The organism is Streptomyces sp. NPDC036822 (genome assembly GCF_055609145.1).
The window spans coordinates 510,494-534,605 of the sequence record NZ_JBVJPY010000005.1 but is presented as its reverse complement, the minus strand read 5'-3'; the positions used below and the strand labels follow the sequence as shown (position 1 = coordinate 534,605).

The 24,112-nt window shown below is 72.7% G+C and carries 29 protein-coding genes; 10 read left to right on the top strand and 19 right to left on the bottom strand.

What is annotated here, in order from left to right:
• Positions 1-17: 17 nt before the first annotated feature.
• On the top strand, positions 18-749 hold the full coding sequence (locus tag ACZ68P_RS15685) for a 4'-phosphopantetheinyl transferase family protein (protein ID WP_471006323.1): 732 nt from the start codon (positions 18-20) through the stop codon (positions 747-749).
• A gap of 457 nt (positions 750-1,206) precedes the next feature.
• Here ACZ68P_RS15685 and ACZ68P_RS15680 read toward each other — a convergent pair whose 3' ends face one another.
• From ACZ68P_RS15680 to ACZ68P_RS15665, 4 genes are all read right to left on the bottom strand, one after another.
• Complete coding sequence (locus ACZ68P_RS15680) at positions 1,207-1,782, bottom strand: hypothetical protein (protein ID WP_471006321.1); 576 nt, start codon at positions 1,780-1,782, stop codon at positions 1,207-1,209.
• A gap of 14 nt (positions 1,783-1,796) precedes the next feature.
• Entirely contained in the window at positions 1,797-2,018 is a 222-nt protein-coding gene (locus tag ACZ68P_RS15675) for a hypothetical protein (protein ID WP_471006319.1), read from the bottom strand.
• 178 nt (positions 2,019-2,196) lie between these two features.
• The gene (ppk2, locus tag ACZ68P_RS15670; protein ID WP_471006318.1) at positions 2,197-3,189 is read right to left on the bottom strand and encodes a polyphosphate kinase 2; all 993 of its coding nucleotides are present in this window, start codon (positions 3,187-3,189) and stop codon (positions 2,197-2,199) included.
• Positions 3,190-3,361: 172 nt separating this feature from the next.
• Positions 3,362-4,264 (bottom strand): restriction endonuclease, encoded by a 903-nt coding sequence (locus ACZ68P_RS15665; RefSeq protein ID WP_471006316.1) that lies wholly within the window; start codon positions 4,262-4,264, stop codon positions 3,362-3,364.
• Here ACZ68P_RS15665 and ACZ68P_RS15660 point away from each other — a divergent pair.
• Positions 4,263-4,406 (top strand): hypothetical protein, encoded by a 144-nt coding sequence (locus tag ACZ68P_RS15660; protein WP_471006315.1) that lies wholly within the window; start codon positions 4,263-4,265, stop codon positions 4,404-4,406. The genes ACZ68P_RS15665 and ACZ68P_RS15660 overlap by 2 nt on opposite strands.
• Positions 4,407-4,494: 88 nt before the next feature.
• On the opposite strand, the gene ACZ68P_RS15655 is transcribed toward ACZ68P_RS15660, so the two are convergent.
• The 3 genes from ACZ68P_RS15655 to ACZ68P_RS15645 all read right to left on the bottom strand — a co-directional run bounded on the left by ACZ68P_RS15655 (position 4,495) and on the right by ACZ68P_RS15645 (position 5,394).
• The gene (locus ACZ68P_RS15655) at positions 4,495-4,938 is read right to left on the bottom strand and encodes a hypothetical protein (protein ID WP_471006313.1); all 444 of its coding nucleotides are present in this window, start codon (positions 4,936-4,938) and stop codon (positions 4,495-4,497) included.
• A 69-nt stretch (positions 4,939-5,007) separates the two neighbouring features.
• A complete protein-coding gene (locus tag ACZ68P_RS15650; protein WP_471006312.1) occupies positions 5,008-5,154 on the bottom strand; it encodes a hypothetical protein in 147 nt (48 codons plus the stop codon).
• A 60-nt stretch (positions 5,155-5,214) separates the two neighbouring features.
• A complete protein-coding gene (locus ACZ68P_RS15645; RefSeq protein ID WP_471006311.1) occupies positions 5,215-5,394 on the bottom strand; it encodes a hypothetical protein in 180 nt (59 codons plus the stop codon).
• Positions 5,395-5,595: 201 nt separating this feature from the next.
• On the opposite strand from ACZ68P_RS15645, the gene ACZ68P_RS15640 reads away from it, so the two are divergent.
• Positions 5,596-7,428 carry a C40 family peptidase gene (locus ACZ68P_RS15640; protein WP_471006308.1) on the top strand — a complete coding sequence of 611 codons (1,833 nt, stop codon included), beginning with the start codon at positions 5,596-5,598 and terminating at the stop codon, positions 7,426-7,428.
• A gap of 79 nt (positions 7,429-7,507) precedes the next feature.
• On the opposite strand, the gene ACZ68P_RS15635 is transcribed toward ACZ68P_RS15640, so the two are convergent.
• From ACZ68P_RS15635 to ACZ68P_RS15625, 3 genes are all read right to left on the bottom strand, one after another.
• On the bottom strand, positions 7,508-8,803 hold the full coding sequence (locus ACZ68P_RS15635) for a mannosyltransferase family protein (RefSeq protein WP_471006307.1): 1,296 nt from the start codon (positions 8,801-8,803) through the stop codon (positions 7,508-7,510).
• 102 nt (positions 8,804-8,905) lie between these two features.
• Positions 8,906-9,295, bottom strand: coding sequence for a hypothetical protein (locus ACZ68P_RS15630; protein WP_471006306.1), 390 nt, complete (start codon positions 9,293-9,295; stop codon positions 8,906-8,908).
• Entirely contained in the window at positions 9,288-9,785 is a 498-nt protein-coding gene (locus ACZ68P_RS15625; protein WP_471006304.1) for a SigE family RNA polymerase sigma factor, read from the bottom strand. The genes ACZ68P_RS15630 and ACZ68P_RS15625 overlap by 8 nt, the downstream gene beginning before the upstream one ends.
• 236 nt (positions 9,786-10,021) lie before the next feature.
• On the opposite strand from ACZ68P_RS15625, the gene ACZ68P_RS15620 reads away from it, so the two are divergent.
• A complete protein-coding gene (locus ACZ68P_RS15620) occupies positions 10,022-11,023 on the top strand; it encodes a glutathione S-transferase family protein (RefSeq protein WP_471006395.1) in 1,002 nt (333 codons plus the stop codon).
• Between the two features lie 45 nt (positions 11,024-11,068).
• Here ACZ68P_RS15620 and ACZ68P_RS15615 read toward each other — a convergent pair whose 3' ends face one another.
• The 4 genes from ACZ68P_RS15615 to ACZ68P_RS15600 form a co-directional block, all read right to left on the bottom strand.
• The gene (locus ACZ68P_RS15615; RefSeq protein ID WP_471006301.1) at positions 11,069-12,184 is read right to left on the bottom strand and encodes an AI-2E family transporter; all 1,116 of its coding nucleotides are present in this window, start codon (positions 12,182-12,184) and stop codon (positions 11,069-11,071) included.
• 81 nt (positions 12,185-12,265) lie between these two features.
• Positions 12,266-12,487, bottom strand: a complete 222-nt coding sequence (locus ACZ68P_RS15610; RefSeq protein ID WP_365720084.1) for a helix-turn-helix domain-containing protein — start codon at positions 12,485-12,487, stop codon at positions 12,266-12,268.
• On the bottom strand, positions 12,487-12,984 hold the full coding sequence (locus tag ACZ68P_RS15605; RefSeq protein ID WP_471006299.1) for a DUF2975 domain-containing protein: 498 nt from the start codon (positions 12,982-12,984) through the stop codon (positions 12,487-12,489). The genes ACZ68P_RS15610 and ACZ68P_RS15605 overlap by 1 nt, the downstream gene beginning before the upstream one ends.
• Positions 12,985-13,074: 90 nt before the next feature.
• On the bottom strand, positions 13,075-13,917 hold the full coding sequence (locus ACZ68P_RS15600; RefSeq protein WP_471006296.1) for a glycosyltransferase family 8 protein: 843 nt from the start codon (positions 13,915-13,917) through the stop codon (positions 13,075-13,077).
• A gap of 174 nt (positions 13,918-14,091) precedes the next feature.
• On the opposite strand from ACZ68P_RS15600, the gene ACZ68P_RS15595 reads away from it, so the two are divergent.
• From ACZ68P_RS15595 to ACZ68P_RS15585, 3 genes are all read left to right on the top strand, one after another.
• Positions 14,092-14,484, top strand: coding sequence for a VOC family protein (locus tag ACZ68P_RS15595; RefSeq protein ID WP_471006294.1), 393 nt, complete (start codon positions 14,092-14,094; stop codon positions 14,482-14,484).
• Positions 14,485-14,568: 84 nt separating this feature from the next.
• Positions 14,569-15,138: a PadR family transcriptional regulator gene (locus ACZ68P_RS15590; RefSeq protein WP_471006293.1), complete on the top strand. Its 570-nt coding sequence runs from the start codon at positions 14,569-14,571 to the stop codon at positions 15,136-15,138.
• Positions 15,139-15,227: 89 nt separating this feature from the next.
• A complete protein-coding gene (locus ACZ68P_RS15585; protein WP_471006291.1) occupies positions 15,228-16,955 on the top strand; it encodes an acyl-CoA dehydrogenase family protein in 1,728 nt (575 codons plus the stop codon).
• Between the two features lie 102 nt (positions 16,956-17,057).
• Here ACZ68P_RS15585 and ACZ68P_RS15580 read toward each other — a convergent pair whose 3' ends face one another.
• From ACZ68P_RS15580 to ACZ68P_RS15560, 5 genes are all read right to left on the bottom strand, one after another.
• The gene (locus tag ACZ68P_RS15580; RefSeq protein ID WP_471006289.1) at positions 17,058-18,188 is read right to left on the bottom strand and encodes a phospholipase D-like domain-containing protein; all 1,131 of its coding nucleotides are present in this window, start codon (positions 18,186-18,188) and stop codon (positions 17,058-17,060) included.
• 193 nt (positions 18,189-18,381) lie between these two features.
• On the bottom strand, positions 18,382-18,648 hold the full coding sequence (locus ACZ68P_RS15575; protein WP_365720070.1) for a DUF4235 domain-containing protein: 267 nt from the start codon (positions 18,646-18,648) through the stop codon (positions 18,382-18,384).
• Positions 18,645-19,217, bottom strand: a complete 573-nt coding sequence (locus ACZ68P_RS15570) for a DUF3618 domain-containing protein (RefSeq protein ID WP_471006288.1) — start codon at positions 19,215-19,217, stop codon at positions 18,645-18,647. The genes ACZ68P_RS15575 and ACZ68P_RS15570 overlap by 4 nt, the downstream gene beginning before the upstream one ends.
• Complete coding sequence (locus tag ACZ68P_RS15565; protein WP_471006286.1) at positions 19,214-19,633, bottom strand: phage holin family protein; 420 nt, start codon at positions 19,631-19,633, stop codon at positions 19,214-19,216. The genes ACZ68P_RS15570 and ACZ68P_RS15565 overlap by 4 nt, the downstream gene beginning before the upstream one ends.
• Positions 19,634-19,750: 117 nt before the next feature.
• Positions 19,751-20,842, bottom strand: a complete 1,092-nt coding sequence (locus ACZ68P_RS15560; protein ID WP_471006283.1) for a YihY/virulence factor BrkB family protein — start codon at positions 20,840-20,842, stop codon at positions 19,751-19,753.
• 194 nt (positions 20,843-21,036) lie between these two features.
• On the opposite strand from ACZ68P_RS15560, the gene ACZ68P_RS15555 reads away from it, so the two are divergent.
• From ACZ68P_RS15555 to ACZ68P_RS15545, 3 genes are all read left to right on the top strand, one after another.
• Positions 21,037-21,840 (top strand): DUF2382 domain-containing protein, encoded by an 804-nt coding sequence (locus ACZ68P_RS15555; protein ID WP_471006282.1) that lies wholly within the window; start codon positions 21,037-21,039, stop codon positions 21,838-21,840.
• A 156-nt stretch (positions 21,841-21,996) separates the two neighbouring features.
• On the top strand, positions 21,997-22,419 hold the full coding sequence (locus tag ACZ68P_RS15550; RefSeq protein ID WP_471006280.1) for a VOC family protein: 423 nt from the start codon (positions 21,997-21,999) through the stop codon (positions 22,417-22,419).
• Between the two features lie 158 nt (positions 22,420-22,577).
• Positions 22,578-24,104, top strand: a complete 1,527-nt coding sequence (locus ACZ68P_RS15545) for an MFS transporter (RefSeq protein WP_471006278.1) — start codon at positions 22,578-22,580, stop codon at positions 24,102-24,104.
• Positions 24,105-24,112 lie beyond the last annotated feature (8 nt).

Genomic DNA, 24,112 nt, shown 5'->3' with positions numbered 1-24,112 from the left:
AACTGGAGGCATCCGACATGGCCGCACTCACCACCGGACGGCTGCTGGTACCCCGCCGGCTGTCCGGCGCGGGCCCCGCCACCGCCGCCCTCACCCCGGCGGGGCCGGGGCTGTGGCTGGTGGACACCACCGAGTACCGGGCGCACGCCGCCCGGCACGCCCCCGGCACGCTGGACTCCGTGGAGCTCGCCCGCGCCGCCGAGTTCGTACGGTCCGCCGACCGGGACGGATACGTCTGCGCGCACGTCGCGCTGCGCCGGCTGCTCGGCGCGTACCTTGGCCTGCCCGCCCGGGAGGTGGTCGTGGAGCGCGCCCCGTGCGCGCACTGCGACGAACCGCACGGGCGGCCCGTGCTGCCCGGCGGCGCCCTGCACTTCTCCCTGTCGCACTGCTCGGGCCTGAGTCTGCTCGCCTTCGCGTCGACCCCCGTGGGCGTGGACGTGGAGCCGGTCCCCGACGCGGCGGCGATCGCCGAGACCGCCGACGTGCTGCACCCCCGGGAGGCGGCCGAACTCGCCGTCCTGCCGGCCTCCGAGCGGCCCCTGGCCTTCACCCGCGTCTGGACCCGCAAGGAGGCCTACCTCAAGGGGACCGGCGTCGGCCTCTCCGCGGACCCGGCGGGTGATTACGTGGGCGCCGGCGCGATCCCGACCGCTCCACCGGGCTGGACCCTCAGCGACGTCCTCGCTCCGGCGGGGCACCACGCCGCCCTGGCGCTGGCCGATGCCGACCCGGGCCCCCCGGGGTGACGCGGCCGCACGAGCCGAGAAGGGGGCCCCGCGCCGTGGCGCGGGGCCCCTCGCTGTTGCTCGGCGGGCCGCCGGTGACCCCGGGGCCCTGATCCGTGGTTCGTGACGCGTGGTTCGTGACGCGTGGTTCGTGACGCGTGGTCCGAAGAGGCGGCGGCCCGGGAGTCCGCGGCGCGGAAGGGGACGGCGGCCGACGGCGCCGACGCCGAGGCGCCCCCGCCCGCCGCCCGGCGGCTGTCGCCCGGCGGGGCCCGCCGCCTCCCGTCGCGCCGGCACAGCACGGCACGGGACAGCACGGCCAGTACGGCCAGTACGGCACGGAACGGCCAGTACGGGCACGTACGCGAAAACGGCCGGCGCGTCCAGGAAGAGGTTCTTCCCGGACGCACCGGCCGTCGCGTGGGTGCGTGGTGGCGCGGTCACCCGTGTCCCCGGATCGCGGCGGACGCGGCGCGGTTCACCGGTCCCGGTCCGCCGCCCGTCCGTCGCCGTCCGGCCCGTCGGACGCGGGACCGTCCGGAGAGGCCGCGATCCACGCGGTGAGCTGTTCCGGAGTGGTGGCGGGGTCCGCGACCAGCGTCGCGAGAGCGTCCTCGCGCAAGGTCGCGGTCGTCACGGCCGGACAGCGGTGACAGGCCGACACCCCCGTCTGCTGCCACCACTGGCACCGGCTGCGCAGGTGGCACCGTGGGACCGACCGCTCCTCGCGGGCCGCCGGCAGCGTCCGCACGCGCTCCACGAGCGTGCAGTCGTTGCCCCGGCGGTGCGCACAGGCGGACACGCAGTGCGAGGCGAACCTCAGCACCCGGGTCGGTTCGATGCCCGCCGGAACGGCGCCCAGCGCCTCGGCGGCCGGGATCGGCCGCTCCAGGTACACGACCTGCCCGTCCTCGCCGGAACGCACCCCGAGCACCTGGGACTCGGGCCGGTCCGCGGCCCCGCTCGGACACCAGGTGAGGGGGGCCTGCTCGGGCCCGTCCTCCCGGCCGGGCTCCGCTCCGACGGGCCGGCCGTCGCGCGGCGCGGTTCCCACGGTGCCCACCGCCGTCAGCTCTCGACCGACTCGGTGACCTTCTGGCCGACCGGGTCGCCGAGCGTGCCCGCCTGGGCAGCCTCCAGCTCCACCGCCTTCGCCAGGTGGGTGTGCAGCTCCTGCACGGAGCCGATCCGCTCGGCCGAGGCGGCGCTCGCCGGCGCCGCCGCGCCGACGGCGATGCCGGCGGCGATCACCACCGCCGCGCCGCCCGCTGCCAGCCGGTTCTTCTTCATGGGCACTCCCGGTGCGAAAGGCGCAGCCACGGCCGTTCCGGAGCTGTCCGCCGGGACCGACGGTAGGACTCCGGACCCGGCCAAGGCGGCAGTCGGCTGCGGCAGTTCACGGCGCGTACCCGTCCCGCGCGGTGCCGGGTTCCCGCACGGTCGGGGGCACCGGCGCGATCGGGGCCGGTCAGCGCCGGTCGTCACCGGTCCCGGGGTGCTCTCCCGGGCCCTTGCGCCCGGGGGCGAGGGGTGTGGGCGAGAGGGCGGAGGTCTCCTCGCCGGCTTCCAGGAGGGTGTCCGCCGCGCCGACGATGAGCGGGTCGGGCTCACCCACGGCCTCGTGGTCCTTGCTCGCGTAGTCGATGCGCCGCAGCAGGCTGCGCATCGCCTCCAGGCGGCCCCGCCGCTTGTCGTTGCTCTTGACCACCGTCCAGGGCGCGTGAACGGTGTCCGTCGCCCTGAACATGGCGACCTTGGCGGCGGTGTAGTCGTCCCAGCGGTCGAGCGAGTCCAGGTCGGTCGGCGAGAGCTTCCACTGCCGCACCGGGTCCACCTGGCGGATCGCGAACCGGGTCCGCTGCTCGGAGCGCGAGACCGAGAACCAGAACTTCAGCAGGAGGATGCCGTCCTCGACCAGCATGCGCTCGAACTGGGGGCACTGGCGGAGGAACAGCTCGTACTCCTCGTCCGTACAGAAGCCCATGACCCGCTCGACGCCTGCCCGGTTGTACCAGGAGCGGTCGAAGAACACGATCTCACCGGGGCCGGGAAGGTGGGCGATGTAGCGCTGGAAGTACCACTGCCCGGCCTCGCGCTCGGTGGGCTTGTCCAGGGCGACGATCCGGGCGCCGCGGGGGTTGAGCCGCTCGGTGAACCGCTGGATGGTGCCGCCCTTCCCCGCGGCGTCCCGGCCCTCGCACACGACGACCAGCCGCGCGCCGGTGTCCTTGGCCCAGCGCTGCAGTTTGAGCATCTCGATCTGCAGGATCCGCTTGGCCCGCTCGTACTCGCCCCGCCGCACCTTGCGGTCGTAGGGGTAGTTCTCCTGCCAGGTGCGGATCGGGTCGCCGGCGGCGCTGAGCAGCACGGGCTGCTCGGGCCGGGTCTCGTCCACGCTGAGGCCGCGCAGCAGGTCCTCCCGGCCACGGTCCTGGTCGTCCTCGCCGCTCGTCCCCGTCACGTCGCCCACCTCGTCGTGCTCGCGTTCGTGGCCACCGGTGCCGGCACGTCGGTGCGTCCGGCCTGTGCTCCTCGTCGCGGGGAGCCTTCGTCGTCGTCGCGTCCAGTCTGCCCCACCGTCCCGATCATCGCGGGCCGGCGGGTCCGAGCGGTGGAGCGCGTGTCCGCGCGGGTCAGCACGGCGCCTCCGGCTGCACGGCCGTCTCCCACGGCGCGGGGCCGCTTCCCTCGCTCCAGGCGGCCAGGGCCTCGTGGTCGAAGCAGAGGATGCCGCACTGTTCGGCGTACTCGGCTGCCGGCTGGGTGAACCCGCCCGTGGTGACGACGGCGGCGACGGACGCGCCGTGCACGGCGAAGCAGGTGCCGCCGAACCGCTGGACGTCCTGGGAGCCGACCTTGTTGATCGGCCCGTAGCGTTTGCACTGGATGACGACGCGCCGTCCGTCGGGTGTCGTGGCGATCACGTCGGCGCCGAGGTCTCCGGCGCCGCCGACGACCTCGACGTCCCGGCAGCCGTCACGGGCGCAGAGCGCGGCGACGGCCTGCTCGAAGGTGTCGGGGTCCATCGCGGCGTAGTCGTCCGCCGCGAGGGCGGGCGGAGTCTCCTCCACCACGGGTATCGCCCCGTCGACATGGGGAACCTCGGCCGCGTCCGGCTCCTCCACCAAGAGCTCCGGCGCGCCCGGCTCGACGGCTGCCACTTCCTCCGTGTACGGCTCGTCCGCCGGGAGTTCCCCCGGGTACGGCTCCTCCAGCGCGGGTTCCCCTGGGTACGGCCCGTCCGCCGGGAGAACGGGGTCGGCGGCGACGGGCACGGAGTCGGGCCGCCTGATGACGCGACGGCCCGGGCCCCGGCGGATCCCCCCGCGAGGGGCCGGGACACCCTGGGCCTGCCCGCGACGGGTCCGGCCGCGGCGGGCCCGCCGGAGCAGGACCGCCGTCAGGACGAGTCCGGACGCGGCGGCCACGGCGGTGGCGGGGTGTTGCTGGGCCGCTCGGGCGATCAGCCGCAGGGCGAGCCCGGTGGCGCTCAGGACGATGGCGAGGAGCCCGAAGAAGAGGATCAACTGCCGCATGCTGAAGGCGGTCCTGCGCGGAGCCCGCCCGACGCGCTTCGTGCGGGAGCTCATGGCGGTCCTGCGCGGAGTCCGCCCGACCCGCTTCGTGGGGGAGCTCATGGTCGGCTCTCACGGCCGTCGACGGCCCGGTCACATGTGATCATGGAAGCCGTCTGCCCCGCGTCGCCGGTTTTCAACGGCCGGGGCGCGCCCGTTCGCCGGCGTTCCGGCTCGTCGGGCGGCCCCCTCTACCCGGCCGCCATGTCGGGGCCGGGCAGGAGCGTCTCGTCCACGTGGCAGCCCAACTCCCTCAGTCCACGGGCGATGGCGGCCGCGCGCCGCCGGAGCTCGGCGACTTCGGCGGGCTCGTCGGCCGCTCCCTCGTGTGCGCCGCCGCGGCCCTGGGCGTCCACCGGTGACGGCGGAGGCGGCGTCGCCGCGTTCACCGCGTCCCATGCTTCGCGGGCGACGGCGTCGGCGACGCGATCGTCGAGGGGGGCACCCGCACGGAGCGGGCCGCGTTCCGGGCGGTCGGCGGAGTGTTCCGCGTCGCCCTGCCCGGGCTGTCCCGTCCGTCCGGGCAGGCCGGACGTCCGGGCGCGGTGCAGGTAGGCCTCGACGGCCTTGCGCGCCTCGCGGGCGTCGGCCGACTCGGCGGGCTGGTGCTGGTCTCCTGGCTCCGACGTCGTCATGGTCCGCAACCTAGCCGTGGCGGCCGTCCCGCCGGCCGTGCCACGCCAGGAGCACCGGACAGACGGGTCTCAGCTGTTGTGCCTGGCCAGGCTGTACACGAGGACGAACGCGGCGACCGCCATCACGGCGATGTGGAGCCAGGCGGGGGCGGCGGACGCGTCGGCGGCCGCCGTCACGGTCGAGGTGTCGGCGTACAGGTGGGTGAGCGAGGTCATCGTTGCCTCCTGGTGGGTCGAGTGGTCGAAGTCGCCCGCCCGAGGGCGGGCGCGGTCACGTCAGCTCCGGTGGCCGCGGCCGTAGCGCCGCCCGTTGCCGATGCCCGCGATGTGCAGGGCGAGCAGCGTGAGCCCGAGCAGCATGACGTTCGCCGAGGTGAAGACCTCGTTGGTCGCGATCTCGGCGGCGTTGATCAGGAACGCGATGACGAACAGCACCGCGGCGGCTATGCCCAGCATGGCCCGACTCCCTTGTCCTGTGATGGGTGAGAGGTTTCGTGTACCCCCGTATCCGGGCGGCAGCCCCCTCCCGTGTGCGGACCTGACGGCGTGACGGCCCGTGCGGGCTCCCGGTGGGCAGGGGCGGGCGGACGTCCACGGCGGGGCCGGGGATAAGGTCACCGCACGTCAGACGCTTATGTCACCCAGGGGGGTTGGCCCATGTCCCAGTCATATGCGACACCGAGCCGCAGATCGGCGCTCGCCGCGCTGACGGGTGCCGCTGTGGGCGCTTCGCTGCCGCTCGCGCCGTCCGCCCTCGCCTCCCCGGCGGTGACCTCGGCGATGACGCCGACGGCCACCGTCACGGGTGAGACGACGGCCGTGACGGCGGCGGATGTGCCGGGAGCCCCTGGTGGCCGGCTGCCGATGGTGGCCGACCCGTGCGATCCCTGGCACTTCGGCACCCACCCGGCCGGTGCGCTGACGACCCGTACGATCGCCGGCACTCCCGCGCTGCTGGAGGTGTCGGACGACCGGGGGGTGCTCGCCACTCTGACCACCGGCGCCGCGACCGTCACGCTGCGCGGACCGAGGCGCTGGTTCACCGAGCAGAGGAAGCCCTTCGCCGACGACTTCCAGCGGCTCCTGCCGGCGGGCAGGACCGGGTGGGGCCCCTCCCCCGGCGGCGGCACCTGGTCGACGTACAACGGGCCCGACACGAACTACTTCCTGGAGAGCGGCCGGGCCGCCATCCTCCTCGACCGCACCGAGGCTGGTTCCAGCCGCCACGCCCTGCTCCCCGACAAGGCCGTCGGGGACCTCGACGCGGCCGCCCGCTTCTCCTTCGACAAGGTCCCCGCCGGCGCGCCCGTCTCCCTCGCCCTCACCTTCGCCGTCACGGACGTCAGCAACCACTACCGGGCCCGTCTGATCGTCACCCCGGCCGGGGAGGTCCAGCTGGCCCTGGAGAAGGCGCTGAACAACGACGTCACGACCCTGGGCCCGGCCGTCACGGTCGGCACCGGCTTCGCGGCCTACGACCACTGGTGGGTACGGGTCGAGAAGACGGGGCCCCTCCTGTGCGCCCGCGCGTGGCGGAACGGCACGGACGAACCCAAGGACATGTGGCACCACAGCGTGCGCGACCCCGAGAAGGATCCGGCCAAGGTCTTCGCCACGGGCACGTGCGGAGTCCGGGCGCACGCCTCGGCCGGCAGCACGACGACCCTGGAGGCCCGGGTCTACGACTTCGTCGTCGGCGCGGCCGACTGGGCCGACCCGCCGGTGGTCTGCCACGACATGTGGGTACGGCTCCTGCCAGCGCCCTTCGACGGCACCTGGACGCCCGCCCTGGAGCAGCGGATCCGTGCCTGGGCCGGCGACACCTCCCCCGACGCCCTCGCGTACGCGTCGATGTACCGGCCCTACGCCCCCGTGGTCACCGACCCCGCGCTCCAGGGCGCCCGGGTGCTCGGACAGTCCCGGTACAGCAAGCCCGACGGCGCCGGAGTGCGCCCCGTCGGGGCCGACTTCCACGAGTACATGGGGCGCGACTGGACCTTCCCCGCGAGCGGCGAGAGCGCGGTGGCGAACTCCGAGTTCGCGGGCTGCCTCGACTGCTCCGGCTTCGTCCGGATGGTGTACGGCCACCACCTCGGCATCCCGATGGTCGCCTTCAAGAACTTCGACGGGCGCAATCTACCCCGGACCTCCAAGGACCAGTCCGCCCACGGGCCCGGCGTCGTGGTGGCCAAGGGCACGAACGCCGCGCCCTCGCTCGCCGCGCTGCGGATCGGCGACGTGGTCTTCTTCGACGCGACGCTCTCCGACCCGGCGGACCCGGAGACCGCCGAAGGCGTCATCGATCACACCGGGATCTACCTCGGGCAGGACCAGCACGGCGGTCTGCGTTTCGTCTCCAGCCGCAAGACGCCCGACGGGCCGACCATGGGCGACCTCGGAGGGAAGTCGATCCTCAACGGCAGGAAGACGGAGGACGGCAAGAAGGGCGATCTGTACACGGACTCGCTGCGGGTCGTCCGCAGATTCTGACGACCGGCCTCACGGGCCGGGGCCGCGGGTTCCGCCCCGGCCCCGGTCGGCAGGGCCCTGCCGACCGGGTGTCGACGGGTCATCCCGCCCAGCGCCCCGTCATGAAGGCGACGGCGAAGACCACGGTCAACGGCACGGTCAGGCTCAGATAGACGCCGGCGAACCGCGGCGTACGGCGGGCCCACCGGGCGAGGCCGATCCACAGGGGCCACCACAGGAGGGTGGCGCGCGGGATCGAGGTGTACCAGTACGAGGTGCCCAGGGCCCACAGGCTGAGAGCGACGTACAGCGCCTCGGGCCAACGGCGCCGGCGGACCAGCACGCCGAGGAGGACCAGGCCGACGGTCATCGCCACGAGTTCCGCCTGGAACATGAAGGCGTAGGGCGCCGTCTGGCCGTGGGAGAAGGCCGACTCCCACGTGTGGTACCAGGCCGTCCACGGGGCGTGGAAGTCGCGGTACCAGCCGCGTTCCTGAGCGTGCTTCCAGGCCATCCAGTCGCCGGTGTGGGCGTGCAGGTACAGGGTGTAGAGGGCGGGCGGGACGGCGGGAAGGGCCGTCCACGGCAGTCGGCGCCAGTGACTCCGGTCGGCGCGCGCGGCCAGGAGGAAGTGGAGGGCGATGCCGGCGGCGAGGAACAGACCGCTCACGCGGACCGTCGTGGCCAGCGCGGTCAGCGTGGCGGCCGCCGCCCAGGCGTGGCGCTGCGCGGCGAGCCAGGCGGGCAGCGCCAGGGCCAGGAACAACGCCTCCGTGTAGCCGGCGGCCAGGAAGATCCCGCAGGGCGAGACGAGCAGGAAGAGCACGGCGCGGCGGCTGCCGTCGGTGTCGGGCAGGTGGTGCCGGGCGATGCGCGCCAGGGCCAGGACGGCGACAGCGCCGGCGGCGAGCGAGATCAGCAGTCCGGCGGCCGTCCAGTGGGGCACGAGGAGGTGCACGGCGCGCAGCAGGAGGGGGAATCCGGGGAAGAACGCCTCGCGGTCGTCCCCCAGGGCCTCGTCGGAGGCGGCGCCTGGGGCGGGGGCGGGGAAGTAGCCGTCCCGGGCGATGTGGAGGAAGTGGCCCCAGTCCCAGCGCTCGAAGGGGGTGAGGACGCCGGCCGGTTCGTGCCTCTCGCCGTCGGCGGGGAAGAGCCACCGCGAGCAGTACGCGATGATCCACAGGCCCGCCCGGGTGGCCAGGTAGAGGCAGAGCACCTCCCCGTCGCCGTGCCGGAGCCGCAGCTCCCGTCGGACGCGCGCCGCGATCCCGGCCGGGCCGCACCGGGCGGGGGCGGCGGGGCCCGGTTCCCCTGACTCCGGTGGGCGGGCGCGGCGGGGAGCGGCGGGCGAAGCCGCGGGTGCGGGCTGGCGTATCTCGGGCGGTGAAACCGGCATTCGGCACTCTCTCGGGGTGGACGCGGGCACGCTCGACCGCCCCGTGGCCACTGCGCGGGCGCGGGGGTGAGCGGGACGGGGGACGCGGGAAGGCCGGCCCGGTCAGGGCTGGGTGGTCGTGGCTCCGCCGGTCGGCGGCCGGGTGACGGTCGCGGAGGCGCCGCCGGGTCCCAGGGAGGCCGTCGGAGTCGACGAAGGCGGTGAGGTGGCCGACGGCGGGGTGGTGGGCACGGGCGACGGACGGCTGCTCGGTGCGGGCGAGGGGGTGGTGGCGGGGGGCGTCGGCGCCGGGCGGCCGGTCACCAGGGCGGCCGTGGCCGCGCCGCCGCCGAGGACCAGGCAGGCCGCCGCGGTGAGACCGGCGAGGCGGCGCCGCCTCGCCCGCCTGCCCCGCTCCGCGATGCGGGCGAACGGCGGGGCCTCGGCGCGGGCCTGCCCGGAGTTCGCCGCCTGCTGGAACAGTCGCCGCAACGGGTCGTGGGAATCAGGCACCGGAGGCCTCCTCCATGCGTGGGTCCTGCAGACGGTCGGCGAGTGCGGTACGGGCGCGGCTCAGGTGCGTCTTGACGGTGCTCGCGGACATGCCGGTCTCCGCGGCGATCTGCTCCACCGTGAGGTCGCACAGGTAGTGCAGGGCCACGGCGCGGCGCTGACGGTCCGGCAGCCCTCGCAGGGCCTCCACGAGGACGATCTCCCCGGGGCCGGGCCCCGCGACGTCCGCCGGCGCTCCGGTCCGTCTCCACGCCTCCGCCGAGCGCCGCCCGAAGCGCCATCTGCTCACCGCGAGCCGCCAGGCGACGGTTCTGATCCACGCCTCCGGCTGTCCGCCCCGGTCCAGCTGCCGTCGCCGGGCCCAGGCCCTGACGAAGGCCTCCTGCACCACGTCCTGCGCCTCGTGCAGGTCGCCGAGCATCACGTACAGCTGCCCGGTCAGACGTGCGACCGTCTGGGCGTAGAACTCTTCGAACTCCTCGACGGTCAAAAGCCACTCCTGGATCTCTCGCTTCACCCCGCATACGCCCGGCGCACGGCGTTCGGTCGACATGGGGAGCGAAGACGCGTGGTGACGCTCGTCACTCCGGGATTCCCCGCCGGTCCTGCCGCGCCCGCGTCGGCCGGTGACGCGCCTCGCCGCGGCGCCGCCGGTCGCGGCGGCGGCGTTCGAGTGGTCCCCGCGTCGCCGGGGCGCTTCCGGGGTAGGCGGACGGTGTGAGTTACGTGAATCCCGGCGGGGAGTACTCCCGCGACAGCCGCTACCTCACGACCCGGATCACCGCCGACGGGCGGGACGGTTTCCCCGTGGAGCCGGGCCGCTACCGGCTGGTGGTCAGCCGGGCCTGTCCGTGGGCGAGCCGGGCGGTCGTCGTGCGGCGGCTCCTCGGCCTGGAGGACGCGCTGCCGATGGCCGTCGCCGGGCCGACGCACGACGAGCGGAGCTGGACGTTCGACCTGGACCCCGGGGGTCGCGACCCCGTGCTGGGCATCGAGCGGCTGCGGGAGGCGTACCTCGCCCGCGACCCCGGTTACGACCGGGGCATCACGGTGCCGGCGATCGTCGACGTGCCGACCGGCGCGGTGGTGACGAACGACGTCCCCCGGATCACGCTCGACATGGCGCTGGAGTGGGCGCCGTACCACCGCGAGGGTGCCCCGGCGCTCTATCCGGAGGCGCTGCGGGCCGAGATCGACGCGGTGAACGAGGTGGTCTACCGCGAGGTGAACAACGGCGTCTACCGCGCCGGGTTCGCCGGGTCCCAGGAGGCGTACGCCGCCGCGTACGACCGCTTGTTCGCCTGTCTCGACCGGTTGTCGGAGCGACTCGAACGACGTCGGTACCTGGTCGGCGAGACGATCACCGAGGCGGACGTGCGTCTGTTCACCACGCTCGTCCGCTTCGACGCCGTCTACCACGGGCACTTCAAGTGCAACCGGCAGAAGCTGTCCGAGATGCCGGTGCTGTGGGCCTACGCGCGGGACCTCTTCCAGACGCCGGGATTCGGTGACACGGTCGACTTCGACCACATCAAGCGGCACTACTTCCTGGTCCAGAGCGATATCAACCCGACCGGTGTCGTGCCGGCCGGCCCCGATCTCTCCGGGTGGCTCGCGCCGCACGACCGTGAGGAGCTCGGCGGTCGGCCCTTCGGCGACGGTACCCCGCCCGGCCCGGTCGCCGCCGGGGAGGCCGTGCCGGCGGGCCACTCGCCCTCCGGCGGGTGAGCCGCGCCGGGCACGGGCCGGGCGGGCGTCAGGACGCCCCGGGGGTCACGACGGGACGGGGGCGTCGGTGCGCGGCACGTCGGCCGCCGGGTCGCGGGGCGGGTCGCTGAGCTGCTCGCGCAAGTAGTTCCAGACCACGGCCAGCACGGCCGCGAGCGGTACGGCGAGCAGGCTGCCGACGATGCCCGCCAGGCTGCCTCCCAGGGTCACGGCCAGCAGGACCACGGCCGCGTGGAGGCCGAGCCCCCGGCTCTGGATCATGGGCTGGAAGACATTGCCTTCGAGCTGCTGCACCACGACGATGATCGCGAGCACGAGCAGCGCGTCCGTCGGACCGTTCGACACGAGCGCGATGAGCACCGCGACGAATCCGGCGAAGAGTGCGCCCACGATGGGGACGAACGCCGACACGAAGGTCAGCACGGCCAGCGGAAGCACCAGCGGAACGCCCAGGATCCACAGGCCGAGGCCGATGAAGACGGCGTCGAGCAGACCCACGAGCGCCTGGGACCGGACGAACGCCCCCAGGGTGTCCCAGCCGCGCTCGGCCACGATCGGGACGTCGGTGGCGAACCGGCCGGGGAGCTGGCGGGTGAGCCAGGGCAGGAAGCGCGGGCCGTCCTTCAGGAAGAAGAACATCAGGAACAGCGCCAGGACGGCGGTGACGACTCCGTCGATCACCGTGCCCACCCCGGAGACGACGGCGGTGACCATGCTGCCGACACTGTCCTGGACGCGGGTGACCGCGGAGTCGAAGGCGCCCGTGATCTGGTCGTCGCCGATGTTCAGCGGCGGTCCCGCGGCCCACTCCCGCAGCCGCTGGATGCCTTGGACGACGCCGTCCGCCAACTCACCCGACTGGGACGCCACCGGTACGGCGATGAGTGCCACGATGCCCGCGGCGACGAGCAGGAACAGCACGGTCACCACCGACGCGGCCAGGGCGGGAGGCCATCCGCGGCCGCGCAGGAAGCGCGTCAGGGGCCAGGTCAGCGTGGTGAGGAACAGGCCGACTATGAGCGGCCATACGACCGACCACATCCGGCCCAGCACCCACACGGCCACCGCGACCATCACCAGGACGAGCAGCGATTCGGCCGAGACGCGCGCCGCCATGCGGAGCGCGCCGGCGACTTTTCCAGAACTCAACGTGGCAGACATGGGGGCCACCCTATTGACAGCCCCGCCGCGCCTCGACGTCGCCGCCGGTCAAGGGCGCCCGAGGGAACGGCTGACGTGGCGTCAGCCGTCGGTCGCGGGCTCGGCCTCCCAGCGCAGCAGGTCCCCGGGCTGGCAGGCGAGCACGTCGCAGAGCGCGGCGAGCGTCGCGAAGCGGACGGCCTTGGCACGGCCGTTCTTCAGCACCGCCAGGTTGGCCGGCGTGATCCCGACGCGCTCGGCGAGTTCCCCCACGGACATCTTCCGTTTGGCCAGCATCACGTCGATGTCGACGACGATCGGCATCAGATCACCTCGTCCAGCTCGGCCCGCATCTTCGACGCCTCGACGTCGCGCTCGACGGCCTGGGCGAGCAGCATGCGCAGGACGAGCACGATGAGCGCGAGGCCCAGGATGGCGAGACTGGCCCCGCAGACGAGGAGGACGATGCCCGGCGCGACGGCTTCGCCCGGGGCCAGGACCACGGCGAGCGCGAAGACCAGGACGGCCGCGGCCACGAACGCGCCGATCACGATGTGCACGTAGCGGAAGGCCGCGGGGGAGAACACCGTGCCGCGACGCACCATCGTCACCAGCCGCCACACGCAGAGCAGGACCACCTCCGCCGTCACGAAGCCCAGGACGATGATCACGAGGAGCGGGGTGCGCAGATACGCGTACTCCGGCTTCAGCCCCTCCATGTCGGCCGCCAGCAGCGGCACCATCACCGCCTGGACGAACACCGATCCGGCGAGCAGCGCCACGAGCACGGCGCGCAACGCGAGCACGGTCAGTTTTCCCATGATCTCTCCCTCGATCGAGCTACGATTGAAATCTATCGAAAATCGATAGACAAGGGCAAGCGCGAGGGTGGTCGCCGGTGTCGGCCGGGTTCAGGCGGGGCCCTCCGTGGGCCAGCCGGTGCGCCGCAGATACGTCCCGTACACGGCCTGACAGCGGGTCGCGTGGGAGGCGCCGAGCCAGGGCTTCCCGGGACCGAGGAAGTGGATGATCCTCGGCCGGGCACCCTGGCCCTGCTCGAAGATCTCGTCCTCCGCGGGGCAGTTCCACGCCCGGGGGAACTCCGCCCACCGTCCGGCCGCGACGGCGTTGAGCGCCTCCTGGTCCGCGAAGCGCATCGCGGGATGCGTGCGGGCGTAGGAGAGGGCGCGCTCGCGGATGCGCAGCTTCCGCCAGCGGTCGAGGTCGATGACCATGACGCCGGCGTTGAAGTACTTGGCGCGGGCGGAGAGGCGTAACTCACGGTAGTCCGGGACGCCGTACGGGGAGGAGACGTAGGGAATGCCCTTGTCCTGCGCCGCCGCGAAGGGATGGTCGCCAAGGGCGACGTGCCACAGCGGGGAGGCGTCCCCCAGCACCAGCACATCGGCGTCGAGATAGATCATCCGGTGGTAGACCGATGGAAGCAGCTCCGGCAGGAACCACCGCCCGTAGACGTTGCGGTTGAGGTGCGGCACGAACTCGTGGTCCGAGAGGGGCAGTCCGTCCAGGTCGCGCAGGGACGGAAGCCGCAGGAAGCTGACGCTCGCACGGGGGGCCCAGGCGGCGACGAGACGGTTCCGTGAGCGCTCGGATATGCCGAGGTCGAGCACCACGAACTCCAGGGGATCGTCTCCCGCGAGGTGATCGATGAGCGAGCGGCCCGCGACCGCGAGCGGAAGGGCGTACGCCTCGTCGACCGCGAACCCGACACAGGTCCTGACACTCCCGACCATCCGCCCCCCATTCGGCCTGCCCCACCCCCGGTGCGCCGTCCCGGCCCCGCCCGGCCGCGGCGCATGGGAGTCCTCGCCTCGCGCGACGCCCGCCAAACCTCCCCGCGGCGCCCCGCTACGGTGGTCAGCCACCTCCCCCGGGCCCCCTGGGCCCCCGCACGTACAGGAGTCGCGATGCCCCTCCCGATGAAGCTCTCGGCGATCACGCTCGACTGCGCGGATCCGGAGGCGCTGGCCGCCTTCTACCAGCGGCTCACCGGCTTCGTGCCGCACCCGGAGTCCGACGGCGACTTCGCCGGCCTCACCGGCGAGAACGGCTTCTTCCTCGGCTTCCAGCGGGTCGACGGCTACCGGCCGCCCCGCTGGCCCGGGCAGGACGCGCCGCAGCAGTTCCACTTCGACTTCGAGGTCGACGCCGACGACCTCGGCGCGACCGAGGCCCTGCTGCGGGAGGCCGGCGCCGTGAAGGCGGAGCACCAGCCGCGGGAGGACAGATGGCTGGTCTTCACCGACCCGGCCGGGCATCCCTTCTGCGTGATCGCGCGCCGGAGCGCGTCCTCGCCCTGAGGTCGCGGACGAGCGGGGGTGAGGCGCGTCTCATCGGGGCGGCGGCACTTGTTTATGCAACTCGTTGCATACGAAGATCGGGGCATGGCACTCGAACACGCGATCCTCGTGTCGCTGCTGGAGCAGCCGGGCTCCGGCTACGAGCTGGCCCGGCGGTTCGAGCGGTCCATCGGCTACTTCTGGACCGCCACGCACCAGCAGATCTACCGCGTGCTCAAGCGCATGGAGGCGGACGGCTGGGTGGATGTCCGCGAGGTCCCCCAGCAGGGCCGGCCGGACAAGAAGGAGTACTCCGTCGCCCCGCTGGGGCGGGACGCCCTGTCCGGGTGGCTGCACGAGCCGATCGAGCCGGAGAGCGTCCGGCACGACCTCGCCGTGAAGATCCGCGGTGCCGCCTTCGACGACCCGGCCGCGCTGATCCGCGAGGTCGAGCGCCACCACCGGGCGCACACCGACCGGCTCGCGCGGTACCTCGCGGGCGAGCGACGGGACTTCACCGGGGCGCAGGCCCCCGCTCCCACCGAGCCGCCCGACGCGGGCCGCGAGCTCCAGCACGTGGTGCTGCGCGGCGGCATCGCGTACGAGCGGATGACGCTCGCCTGGCTCGACGACGTACTCGCCACCCTCCGCGGACTCGGCCCGGCCGAGCGCTGAGACGGCCGGGGGCCGCGGCGCCTCGCCGTCCCCTCCTCCCTCGTTCCCGATCCCACCCGACTCGACCGACGCCGGAAAGGCGGACACCCATGGCCGACCCGCTGCTGTTCAACCCGCGTACGTACGACCCGGCCCACTTCGACCCCGAGACGCGCCGGCTGCTCCGCGCCACCGTCGACTGGTTCGAGGAGCGCGGCAAGCGCAGGCTGATCGAGGACTACCGCTCCCGTGCCTGGCTCGGAGACTTCCTCGCGTTCGCGGCCAAGGAGGGACTCTTCGCGACCTTCCTCACCCCCGCGTCCGCCGCCGGCGCCGGGCAGGAGGGTGACAAGCGCTGGGACACCGCCCGGATCGCCGCCCTCAACGAGATCTTCGGCTTCTACGGGCTCGACTACTGGTACGCCTGGCAGGTGACCATCCTCGGTCTCGGCCCGGTGTGGCAGAGCGACAACGCCGCCGCCCGCGCCCGGGCGGCCGAACTCCTCGCGCAGGGCGAGGTGTTCGCCTTCGGCCTGTCCGAGAAGACCCACGGCGCCGACATCTACTCCACGGACATGCTCCTGGAGCCGGACGGCCGGGGCGGCTTCCGTGCCACCGGCTCCAAGTACTACATCGGCAACGGCAACGCCGCCGGACTGGTCTCCGTCTTCGGCCGCCGCACCGACGTCGAAGGACCCGACGGCTACGTCTTCTTCGCCGCCGACAGCCGCCACCCGGCCTACCACCTGGTGAAGAACGTCGTCGACTCCTCCAAGTACGTCAGCGAGTTCCGGCTCGAGGACTACCCCGTGGGTGCCGAGGACGTCCTGCACACCGGCCGGGCCGCCTTCGACGCCGCGCTCAACACCGTCAACGTCGGCAAGTTCAACCTCTGCACCGCCTCGATCGGCATCTGCGAGCACGCGATGTACGAGGCCGTCACCCACGCCCACCAGCGCATCCTCTACGGCCGCCCGGTCACCGCGTTCCCGCACGTGCGCCGCGAGCTGACCGACGCGTACGTCCGTCTGGTCGGCATGAAGCTGTTCAGCGACCGCGCCGTCGACTACTTCCGCTCCGCGGGACCCGACGACCGCCGTTACCTCCTCTTCAACCCCATGACGAAGATGAAGGTGACCACGGAGGGCGAGAAGGTCATCGACCTGATGTGGGACGTCATCGCCGCCAAGGGGTTCGAGAAGGACAACTACTTCGCCCAGGCCGCCATCGAGATCCGGGGGCTGCCCAAGCTGGAGGGCACGGTCCACGTCAACCTCGCGCTGATCCTCAAGTTCATGCGCAACCACCTGCTGGACCCCGCCGACTACGCTCCGGTGCCGACCCGCCTGGACGCGGCCGACGACGCCTTCCTCTTCCGGCAGGGCCCGGCCCGCGGCCTGGGCTCCGTACGCTTCCACGACTGGCGGACGGCCTACGACGCGTACGCCGAGGTCCCCAACGTCGCCCGCTTCCGCGAGCAGGCCGACGCGCTGTGCGCGTTCGTCACCACCGCCGCTCCCGACGAGGAGCAGAGCCGCGACCTGGACCTGCTGCTCGCCGTGGGACAGCTCTTCGCGCTCGTCGTCCACGGTCAGCTGATCCTGGAGCAGGCGCGCCTGACCGGTCTGGACACGGACGTGCTGGACGAGCTGTTCGCCGTCCTCGTACGGGACTTCTCCGCGCACGCCGTCGAGCTGCACGGCAAGGACTCCGCCACCCCGGCGCAGCAGAGCTGGGCCCTGGACGCCGTCCGGCGCCCCGTCGTCGACGAGGCCCGCTCGGGCCGCGTGTGGGACAGGGTCGAGGCGCTGGCGGGCGCGTACGAGATGGCGCCGTGACGCGCTGACGGCCCGGTGAACGCGCCGTTCGCGGTCGTCGGTGGCGCCGACGACCGCGGACGGCGCCACCGGACGGCGCCGTCGGCAGGCGGTCCGCGTCGGCTACTGCAGGACCGACTCGGCGCGCATGGCGAGGAAGTTCGCCTTGTACGCGTCGTGCGCCGCGGCGCCGGGCACGCGGATGATCGCCTCGTCGTTCTCGCGCAGCGAGGAGGTGTCCAGGTTGTGGGAGCCGGTGAAGGTCCACTTCGTGTCGGGGTGGCCCGCGTAGTTGCCCTCGATCAGCAGGTACTTCGAGTGCACGAAGTAGCCGCCCGCGTCGAGGTGGTAGGGCTTGATCCGCGGGTGGCCCTGGAGCGTCGCCAGGTCGTTGGAGTCCTTGTAGACCACTTCGATCCAGCAGTCCTGGTCCGCGAGGGAGCGGAGCTTGGCCGCGATCTCGTTCCGGTGCAGGGCCCAGGCGGCGATCCGCACGACGGTCTTGTGGGAGGCGCTGCCGACGGTGGTGTTCCCCGTACAGGTGACGTTGTCGAGGAAGCCGAGCACGATGTCGCCGGACTTCTGCGGGAAGAAGTAGTACTTCAGGTCCCCGGCCTCGCCCTGCCGGTAGTAGTCGTCCGACTTGGTCATGGCCGCGAGGTCGTTGAAGTAGCCGGTGTAGGCCGTGTACAGGGCGGTGTTGCCGACGACGGTGTACGCGTTGTTCCACTGGCGGGTGACGGCCGAGGCCGTCTGGTTGGCCGAGCTCTGGATCACCACGTCCTCGGCGACTCCGGCGTCACCGACGCGGGAGAAGGTGAAGAACTTGTTGTGGTTGATCGGGTTGGTCCCGCCCTGCGCGATGCAGGCGCCGCCCTCGGTGCACACACGGACCCACGAGCGCTGGGTGCGGTCGGTCCCCAGGGCGCTGATCAGCTTCTGGGCGGGCGCCGGGTCGGGCGCCTCCACGGACTTGTGATCGAGCACGACACGGACGTTGACGCCGCGGTTGTGCGCCGCCACAAGGGCGTCCGCGTAGTCCTGGTCCTGCATCACATACAGAGCCGCCCGCAGCGTCCGGCCGCTCTGGGTCCTGCCGATCGCCCCGATGATGTGGTTCTTGACGGCGTTCTGCTCGGCCGCCGTCCCCTTCGGGTTGTTGAACACGGCTCCGGTGACGACCGGAGGGGCGTCCTCGGCGGCCGCGGGTGCGACGGCCGGGAGCATCAGGGTGAGGGCGACCGACACGGTCACCCAGAAGCGCTGACGAATGGTTCCTCCTCGGGTGAATGGTGGCATGAGCCTGCCATGCACCCGCGGAGGCGCCGACGGAGGGGGTCTTCGCCGGACGGGTCCCCCACGACGTCAGCGGCGGATCGGCCGGGCCTGATAGGGGCCCGGCCGATCCGCCGCTGAGCGACGGCCGGATGTTTTCGCGTGACCCGCGTCAGGCGGGCCAGGTACCGGTCAGCCGGCGGGTGGCCTTCGCGCCCGAGCGGTCGACGGCCGCCTTGACCACCGCGAAGACCGCACCCTGCAGAGCCGCGGCGAGCAGGATCTCCCGCCAGGTGCGCTCCTCGTCCATGGCGTCGGGGGCGTCGTCCTCGTGGGCGATCATCTTCCAGGTCTGCTTGAACACCGCGCCGGCCAGCATGCCGCCGAGCATGCCGAGCGTCAGGCCGACCGGCCGGTAGACGAGCTTGGAGCCCTTCACCTGCATCCTCCCTTCCGTGGGCGGCGCGACGACCGGACGCGGCGCGCGACGAGCAGGACGCCCAGGGCGCCGCCCGCGACGGCGAGCAGCGTGGTGCGGTTCTCCCGGGCCTTCCGCGCCGTGCGGCCGGCCTGCTCCCGCACCGGTTCGGGGGTCCTGTCGTGGACGAGCTGTCCGGCCCGGCCCGCCTTGTCCCCGAGCAGTTCCGCGGCCCGGCCCGCCTTGTCGCGTACCGGCTCCGCCGTCCCGTCCTTCACCCGGTGGGCGGCGTGGACCGCCTTCTCCCGCGCCTGCGCGGCCTTGTGCCCCGCGTCGGTACGGACGCCGACGACCTTCTCCCGTGCCCGTGCGACCTGATGGCTCGCCTCCGCCTTCACGTCCGCCGCCTTGTCCTTGGCGCGGGACTTGACGTCGGCCTTGGCGGCCAGCGCCTCGACGGTCTCCCCCAGCTCCTCGCGGGTCCGTTCGACCTGGGCCCGGAGTTCCTCCGGCGTGGAAGCGGAGCCGTCGTTCCCGGACCGCTCGGGCGGGGTGTCTCCGGATGCGTCATGACGCTTGTCGGTAGTCATCGGTGCGCCTTCTTCTTGATCTCCGCGACGTCCTCCTTGACCGATGCGACGGCCTGCTCGGGCGTCGGCGGGGTCGCCTTGCCGATCTGCTGCTTGCCGGTGGCCGCGAGCACTCCGGCGATCACGGCCAGGAGACCCGCGACGATGAGGGCCGACGCCCACACCGGCAGGACCAGGGCCAGTGCGGCGATGACGGCCGCGGTCAGCGCCTGGAGCGCGAGGATGCCGACGAGCCCGGCGCCACCGAAGAGCCCGCCGCCGACACCGAACCGCTTGCCCTTCTGTCTCATCTCCGCCTGGGCGAGCCGCATCTCGTCGCGGACGAGTTGCGACAGCTGCTGGGAGGCACGCTGGACCAGTTCGCCCACCGGCTCGTCCGAGCCGCTGGTGTGGCGTTGGCGTTCGACGGTGGCCATGCTCGTTCACCTGTCCTTCGGGGGCTGGGTTCGCCCGTGGGTGTCTTCGCCGTCGTCATGTCACGTGGCTGCGGTTTCCCCTCCCGCCCGGTCTCACACCCGACCGAGGCGGCGGCCTCACTCGGGCCCTCGCATGCGCCGCTTGTCCCGCTCGTCCCACGCGCGGGTGTCGCGCGGCTCGACGTACGGCTCCTCGTCCTCCGGGTGTCCCCCCGCGATGGCGCGCTCGCGGGCCATCTCGGCATCGAACTCCAGGCCGAGGAGGATCGCGAGGTTGGTGATCCACAGCCACAGCAGGAAGATGATCATTCCTGCGACGGTTCCGTAGGTCTTGTTGTACGAGCCGAAGTTCGCGACGTAGAACGCGAACCCGGCGGAGGCGACCATCCAGATCAGCAACGCGAGGAAGCTGCCCGGGGTGACCCATCGGAAGCCCCGGCCCCGCGCGTTCGGCGTCGCCCAGTACAGGAGGGCGATCATCATCGTGACCAGGAGCAGCAGCACCGGCCACTTGGCGATGGACCAGACGGTCAGCGCGGTGTCCCCGATACCGAGCGCGGTGCCGACCTGACGGGCCAGCTCGCCGGTGAAGACGACGATGAGGGCGCTGACGACCGCGAGGACCATCAGCACGATGGTCACCACCAGGCGGACCGGGAGCACCTTCCACACCGGGCGGCCCTCGGGGATGTCGTAGACCGCGTTGGAGGTCCGGATGAAGGCGGCCACGTATCCCGACGCCGACCACACGGCCAGGACGAGACCGACGACCGCCATCACCGAGCCGACGCCCGCGTTGCCCTGGAGCTGCTGCACCGCGTTGGTGATCACGTCCCGTGCGGCGCCCGGGGTGAGCCGGGTGAGGTTGTCCAGCACGCTGTCCGTCGCCGATTTGCCGACGACTCCCAGCAGGGAGATCAGCACCAGCAGCGCGGGGAAGAGGGACAGCACTCCGTAGTAGGTCAGCGCCGCCGCCCGGTCCGCGAGTTCGTCGTCCTTGAACTCGGCGACGGTCCGGCGCAGGATCGCCGACCAGGATTTCTTCGGCATCTCGGTCGGTGTGTCCGGGGCTTCCCGCTCCACCCGCGCGTCCGGGCCGAAGCTCTCGTTCTCGCCGTCGTCGGGGCGCTTCCCTTCCCCGTCGGCACCCGAAGCGTGCCGACGGGCCTGAGAAGCGCGCCGGTGCCTGAAGTCGCTGAGCCGTGTCATGCGCAGCGGGTACCCAAGCCGCGTTCATCCATGGCCGCCAGGTGGGGGACACCGGGGACGGCCGCTCACCCGGGGCGCGGACCCTCCGGCCGCGGTAGTTGAAATCCGAGCCATAAATGGTGCTGCTTGGGGTGTTTTCATCCGATTTCGTCGGTTATGCGCATCGGTGACCCCGACAGGAAGCAGGAGGGAACATGATCACCCGAGAGCAGATCCCCACCGTGCTCGACCACCCGGTGTACGACGCCGAGGGCAACAAGGTCGGCGACGCCAAGAACGTCTTCCTGGACGACGCCACCGGCCTTCCAGAGTGGGTCACCGTCAAGACCGGCATGCTCGGATCGAGCGAGTCCTTCGTCCCGATCAAGGACGCCGCCGTGGTCCAGGACCACCTGGAGGTTCCGTATCCCAAGGACAGGATCAAGGACGCGCCGCACGTCGACGTCGACGCCGAAGGCCATCTGTCCGAGGGCGAGGAGCGGCGGCTCTACGAGTACTACGGCATCAACTGGGATGAGGCCTGGCAGCGGGCCAACCAGCCCGGCGAGGGCGGCTGGGCCCACGGCGAGACCCGCGCGGCGGGCGGCGGGGAGATGGACGCGGGACGCGTGCGCGACGACGCGATGACCCGCTCCGAGGAGGAGATGCACGTCGGCACCGAACGCCGTGAGGTCGGCCGGGCGCGACTGCGCAAGTACGTGGTCACCGAGGAGGTCCAGCAGACCATCCCGCTGCGCCACGAAGAGGTCCGCGTGGAGCGCGAGCCCATCACCGACGCCAACCGCGACCGGGCGATGTCCGGCCCGGAGATCTCCGAGGCGGAGCACGAGGTCACCCTCCACGAGGAGCGGCCCGTCGTCGAGACCCGGGCCGTCCCGGTCGAGCGCGTCAGCCTCACCCCGGAGGAGGTCACGGAGGAGGAGACGGTCGTCGGCGAGATCCGCAAGGAGCACATCGACGTCGAGGGCGAGGAAGACCCCCGCAGGCGGGGGCGCTAACCTCCCATCCCCGGCCCCGGCCGGACACCGCGCCCGCCCGGTTCCGCGAGCGGGCGCGGTACCGGCCCCCGACTCCCGCCCGCTCGCCGCGCGTTCACGCGTGGCGGGCCGGGCGGCGTCCGGCGTGGAGGAGCGGGCTCGGGGCACACGCGGTGTATGACCGTAGCCAAGACCTGTGTGCTCGTCCTCGACTGCGCGGAGCCCGAGCGGCTCGCGGAGTTCTACGCCTCCCTGCTCGGCGCCGACGTGGAGTCCGGCGGGGATCCCGACTTCGTGGTCCTCACCGGCGGCAGCGGGACCGTCCTCGCGATCCGCCGCGACCACGGCTACGCGCCACCCAGCTGGCCCCGTCCGGACGACGCCCAGCAGGCGCACGTGCGCGTGCTCGTCGCCCCGGAGGACCTGGACGAGGCGGAGCGCGAAGCCGTCGCCCTCGGCGCGAGGCCGGTGGCGGCGGTGGCCCAGCCGTTCGTGCCCGGCGCGCGGGAGGGCCGCCGGCACGAGGAGCGCACCTTCGCCGACCCCGCGGGCCACTCCTTCACCCTGGCCCCGGTGGCGCCCGGCGAAGGCGTCCGCTAGCGCGTCGCGCACGGAAGACGCCGTACGCCCCGGCCCGGGCCGGGGCGGTGCCGTGTGGTGAGACCCCGCCGCTCCCCTCATGCTTGACCCGGCGTCGGGTGGGCATGCTCCGCCCGGTTCCGGGCATCGGGAGGGGGTCGCTCGACGGAGAGGGAACCATGACAACGCAGTCAGCGGCCTCTGTGCCCGCCCCCGCGGAGAACACCGTCACCACGGCCGTCCCGGCCCGCCTGGACCGCCTGCCGTGGTCACGCTGGCACTGGATGATCGTGATCGGCCTCGGCACCGTCTGGATCCTGGACGGACTGGAAGTCACGATCGTCGGCAACGTTGCCGGCCGTCTCGCCGAGGAGGGCAGCGGCCTCGACATCACCTCCGCGCAGGTCACCGGCGTCGCCGCCGCGCTGTACGTGGCAGGCGCGTGCTCGGGCGCCCTGTTCTTCGGGTGGCTGACCGACCGTTACGGCCGCAAGAAGCTGTTCATGGTGACGCTGGCCGTCTACCTCGCCGCGACCGCCCTGACCGCCCTGTCGTTCGAGACCTGGTGGTTCTTCCTCTTCCGGTTCTTCACCGGCTTCGGGATCGGCGGCGAGTACGCGGCCATCAACTCCGCGATCGACGAGCTGATCCCGTCCCGGTACCGCGGCCGGGTCGACCTCATCATCAACGGCAGCTACTGGCTGGGCGCGATCGGCGGAGCCCTGCTCTCCATCGTCATGCTGGACACCGACATCTTCCCCGCCGATGTCGGCTGGCGGCTCAGCTTCGCCCTCGGTGTCGTCCTCGGTCTGGTCATCCTGCTGGTGCGGCGGCACGTGCCGGAGAGCCCCCGCTGGCAGTTCATCCACGGCCGGGGCGAGGACGCCGACGAGCTGGTCACGGCCGTGGAACGGGAGATCGAGGAGGAGAAGGGCTCGCCGCTGCCGCCGCCGGACCGCGAGATCACCATCCAGCAGCGCAAGAGCATCGGCTTCGGCCTCATCGCCAGGACGGTCTTCGGCCGCTATCCGCGCCGCGCGGTCCTCGGCCTCTCGCTCTTCATCGGCCAGGCGTTCCTCTACAACGCCATCACCTTCGGCTTCGGCGCGATCCTCACCACGTTCTTCGACGTTCCCACCGGCCACACCGGCTATTACTTCGCCGTGATCGCCGCGGGCAACTTCCTCGGTCCGCTGCTGCTCGGCAAGCTCTTCGACACCCTCGGCCGCCGGATCATGATCTCCTCGACGTACCTGCTCTCGGGCGTCCTGCTCTTCGGTACGGCCTGGCTCTTCGACCGGGGTTCGCTGACGGCCACGACGATGACGGCCTGCTGGTGCGTGGTGCTGTTCTTCGCCTCGGCGGGCGCGTCGAGCGCGTACCTGACCGTCTCCGAGGTCTTCCCCATGGAGACGCGCGCCATGGCCATCGCCTTCTTCTACGCCATCGGCACCGCGGCCGGCGGCATCAGCGGCCCGCTGATCTTCGCGGAACTCACCGAGTCCGGCGTCGTCGGGGACACGGTGCTGGCCTTCCAGATCGGTGCCGGACTGATGTGCGCGGCCGGCCTGGTGGCGGTCTTCCTGGCCGTGAAGGCCGAACGGCGCTCGCTGGAGGACATCGCCGAGCCGCTGTCGGTGGCCCGGCCGGGCGCGGACGCGGGCACGGGCCCGGCGGGCGGCCCGGGACACCGTACGGCGGGGTGAGACACCGG